Annotated in this window: 3 protein-coding genes and 1 pseudogene; 1 reads left to right on the top strand and 3 read right to left on the bottom strand. The window is 65.1% G+C overall.

Annotated elements, in window-relative coordinates; translation table 11 throughout:
* The first annotated feature begins 179 nt into the window (after nucleotides 1-179).
* A pseudogene (locus MJD61_01375) lies at nucleotides 180-401 on the top strand (transposase).
* A 320-nt stretch (nucleotides 402-721) separates the two neighbouring features.
* On the opposite strand, the gene MJD61_01370 reads toward MJD61_01375, so the two are convergent.
* The 3 genes from MJD61_01370 to MJD61_01360 are packed head-to-tail and all read right to left on the bottom strand — an operon-like array spanning nucleotide 722 to nucleotide 3,208.
* Nucleotides 722-2,137, bottom strand: a complete 1,416-nt coding sequence (locus MJD61_01370) for a hypothetical protein (protein MCG8553927.1) — start codon at nucleotides 2,135-2,137, stop codon at nucleotides 722-724.
* On the bottom strand, nucleotides 2,122-2,814 hold the full coding sequence (locus MJD61_01365; GenBank protein MCG8553926.1) for an ABC transporter ATP-binding protein: 693 nt from the start codon (nucleotides 2,812-2,814) through the stop codon (nucleotides 2,122-2,124). Before MJD61_01365 ends, MJD61_01370 begins: the two co-directional genes overlap by 16 nt.
* Nucleotides 2,807-3,208 carry a GntR family transcriptional regulator gene (locus tag MJD61_01360; GenBank protein MCG8553925.1) on the bottom strand — a complete coding sequence of 134 codons (402 nt, stop codon included), beginning with the start codon at nucleotides 3,206-3,208 and terminating at the stop codon, nucleotides 2,807-2,809. The genes MJD61_01365 and MJD61_01360 overlap by 8 nt, the downstream gene beginning before the upstream one ends.
* Between the last annotated feature and the right edge of the window lie 251 nt (nucleotides 3,209-3,459).

Raw genomic sequence — 3,459 nt, 5'->3', positions numbered from 1 at the left:
GTGCCCGTCCCGAAACTCCGGACCGAGCATGGCGCAGCGCCGCGGGGTCGGATGGCGAGTCGGCGAACCGAGGAAATGCGGCGCACGCGGTTGAAATCGAGCAGGGTCGAGCGTGAGACGACGCGGCAGACGGCCCTGCGCCGCAAGCCAGGCGACGGGAGTGAGTTTTGGAACGGGCACGAGTAAAGAGTTGGGAACCGCTTCGCGGACGCAACCCGACCTTCGCCGTCGGTCGCGGGCAACGCAGCGCCTTTTTCGAGGCGGTCGCGGCCGTACGCGCCTTCCGCACGGCCTACCGCGCGGCGCTCGAAGCCTGGCGGCGAGGGTTCCGTGAGGCGCAGTTCCCCCACGGGACCTGGTTCATGTGCCACTTCCACGGAGCTGCCGCCGCGCCCGGCTAGCGGCCCTCAGCGACCCGCCTCCGATCCGAGCAGCATTCAACGGGATCTTCGCAGTCCCCACGCAGCGCTGCACGCTCAGCGTTCGGGTTCGTGTACCTTTGCCGCGCCGTTGTGCGGCTCCGGCACATCAGGAGCCCGTAGGGACGCGAAAGAGTCCGGCCGGTGACCGTCGCTCCAGCTGCGAGCCGCCACCGCCGCACCGCCCGCGGATATCCCCAAGCCTCAAGGCGGGTCAGGTCGCCTTCGGTTCCACAGAACCACCGTCAAAGCGATGGCAACCGCGCAGACGCCAGCTAGCGTTCCCCATTTCTGAACTCGACTCACTGCGTACCGCCCCGCTGCAGCAACTTCGCGTAACTTATCTTGGGTGCGCGAAACCGCTTGAGCACCGGCCAAAGGGCCACCGCGAGGTACAGGCTGGCAAGAACGGCGAGTGTCCAACTGTATCTCGAAAACGGCTGCAGCGCCCCCCGAGTATCGAGCCCCGTCAGGAACACCAATAGACCGGCGCTGAGCCCCACTGGGAAGGAAAGGACGATGCGTCGTTCGCGCTGAGTTCCGAGCAAGGTGACGACCGAGCCGCTCCAGAGCGCGGGCGCAAGCCAGGTGCCCGCGAGTCCCAACAGGGTCGCGGTGATCCACCACGAGGGTCGTTCCAGCATGGAGTCAATGAGCGCTACGCCGGTGACAACGGTGAGCCACAGCAACAGCGCGCCCGCGGCGTGCAGACCCAGCACCGCGGTGAGCTGGCGTTCCGACACGGGTAACAAGGCGAACGGGCCTGCCGGTTTGTCCTGCGCGTACGCTCTTAGTGGGAGCCCAAGGGGTCGCCCCGCGACGAACCACACAAACCAAAGCAGGGCCCCCGCCAGCCCACCGAACGCAAGACCTCGCCCGAGGGCGTCCCCGGTGCCCATGGCGAACAGCCAATACATGCTCGCGAACAGGGGGATCAAGCTCGCTGTGTGTAGCGCACCAGCGTGAAGACCACGCCACAAGTCCCTGCGCAGGGCTTCAGGGCCGGCCAGCCCCCGCCGCACTCGGAGTTCGGTGCGAGCGGAGACCTCGCGTCTTGCCTTGAATCCTAAGCGCGCCGGCGGCAAGCGGAGCAGCGGGCGACCCCATGCAAGCATGGCCAGGAACACGAGCGTCGATGCCAGAAGCGACGCCCAATGTCCCCAGCCCATGAACGCCATCATCCCGCGGTGGAGCCCGAACCAGCCCAAGTACTCCCCAAGCACATACGGAAGCATATCGAGCCGAGGCTGAGACTGCGTTGTCACGGTATTCGCGCGGAGCCGTACGCACAGCGCCAGCGGCAACAGGAAGGCGAGTGCAGAGAGATAGCGCACACCGTCCAGAGGGCCGTAGTGCAGGGACACCAAGACGAGCAGCGGAACCGCGCCAACCAAGATCCTGCATACGTAGGCCAGAGCCTCGCCCAAAGCGCGTGCACGCGGGGTCATCGGCAGCGCGGGATGGGGCGAGGACCCGCCGCCCGCCGGGATCCCTGCGCTAGACGCGTGATGACCTCGCAGGATGTCCGCGTACATAAACCAGCAAATGAGGCCTGCATAGAGCAAATCGGCCCATCCGGGCGCGCCTTGAAGCACAGGCGATGCTTGCACGTGTAGCAGAAACGCCAGGCCGAAGAGAGACGTCAGCAGGTTCTGCCAATGACCGAGGCGGTAGGTCAGCATGGTGCGCAGATGCCAGAGCATCAGATCGCCCTCCACGTCACGAGCGCTTCCTCCAGCGTTCGCTCGTCGCCCACCAACGCATCGGTCGGGCCCTGGCGCACGACACGGCCCTTGTGCAACACTAGCAGCTGATCCGCGATCCGCTCCACATCGGCCAGCTGATGCGAGCTGATGATCACGCTGCGGGCGTCGTCACGCATGACTTCAAGCACGCTTTCGAGCAGCGCCCGCCGGCCACTGACGTCTAGACCCGTGGCGGGCTCGTCGAGCACCAGCAGCGCAGGCTCGAACGCGAGCGCGAGCAACAGGCGCAAACGCGTGGCTTGGCCCTTGCTCAGACTCGTGGCCGATTTCTTCTCATCCAACGCGAAGCGTTCCAGCAGACGTCCCACAAGCTCGTCGTTCCAGTTGGGGTAGTAGCCCGAAAGCGTCCGCAGCAAGCGGTCGATGCGCAGGTTGAACACCGGCATGTCGTCGGTCATGTAGCCCAGGTGCGAACGCACCGCGACTGGGTTTTGCCTTGGGTCGAGCCCCTCGAAGCGAACCGAGCCCGACTCCGGTGCCGTCAGTCCGGGCAAGAGTTCCAGCAGCGTGGTCTTGCCCGCGCCATTGGGGCCGACCACTCCCAGCACGTAACCTGGTTTGAGGTCTAGCTCGTTGACTTCGAGTGTGAAGTCGCCTCGCTTTACGCACACATTGCGGAGTTTAAGCATGTTCGCCTCCTAGCATTTCCTCAAGCCAGGCACGCTGTGCGCCCGAGGACATCCCCAACTGGCGTGCGCGCAGCACTGCTTGTCGCAGTCCTTCACGCGCCTCGTCCAGCGACCGCTCCTTGCAGGCCTCGCCAACATCCTGGGCCACAAACGTGCCCTGCCCTTGCTTGCGCACGATCAAGCTCGCTTGCTCCAAGTCGGCGTACGCCCGGCGGACGGTGATCAGCGAGACCAAGAGCTGTTGGGTTAGCTCGCGGACAGAGGGCAGCCGAGTGCCCGGTTCCAACTGCCCGGAGCGAATCAGCTCGCCGAGCTGGTCCACGATCTGGCGATAGAACGGGACGCCAGAAGCTTCAGTCAGGGCGACAGGTAGAGGTGCGGAGTGCTCAGCCATCTTGTGTACATGTCAATATATACACCGGATGATGTACTGTCAAGCTGGTCCAACCTGAGCCTGCCCGCCTGCCCGATCTGATCACCCACGTTCCCGAGGCTCCTTCCGAGCTGCGCTGAGGAGCGCGAGCGAGGAGTCAGGCATGCCGGGCGGGCATGGCTGAACGGTAGAAGGCTGGACGGGCGATCGCTATTAGGCGGCGTGAGGAATTGACGGGGCTGCAACCTGCTGGCTTGGGGTTATCATGGGCG

Source organism: Pseudomonadota bacterium (assembly GCA_022361155.1).
Taxonomy (GTDB): domain Bacteria; phylum Myxococcota_A; class Polyangia; order Polyangiales; family JAKSBK01; genus JAKSBK01.
Note: the sequence above shows the minus strand (reverse complement) of the source record. Positions and strands in the feature narration are given on the sequence as shown.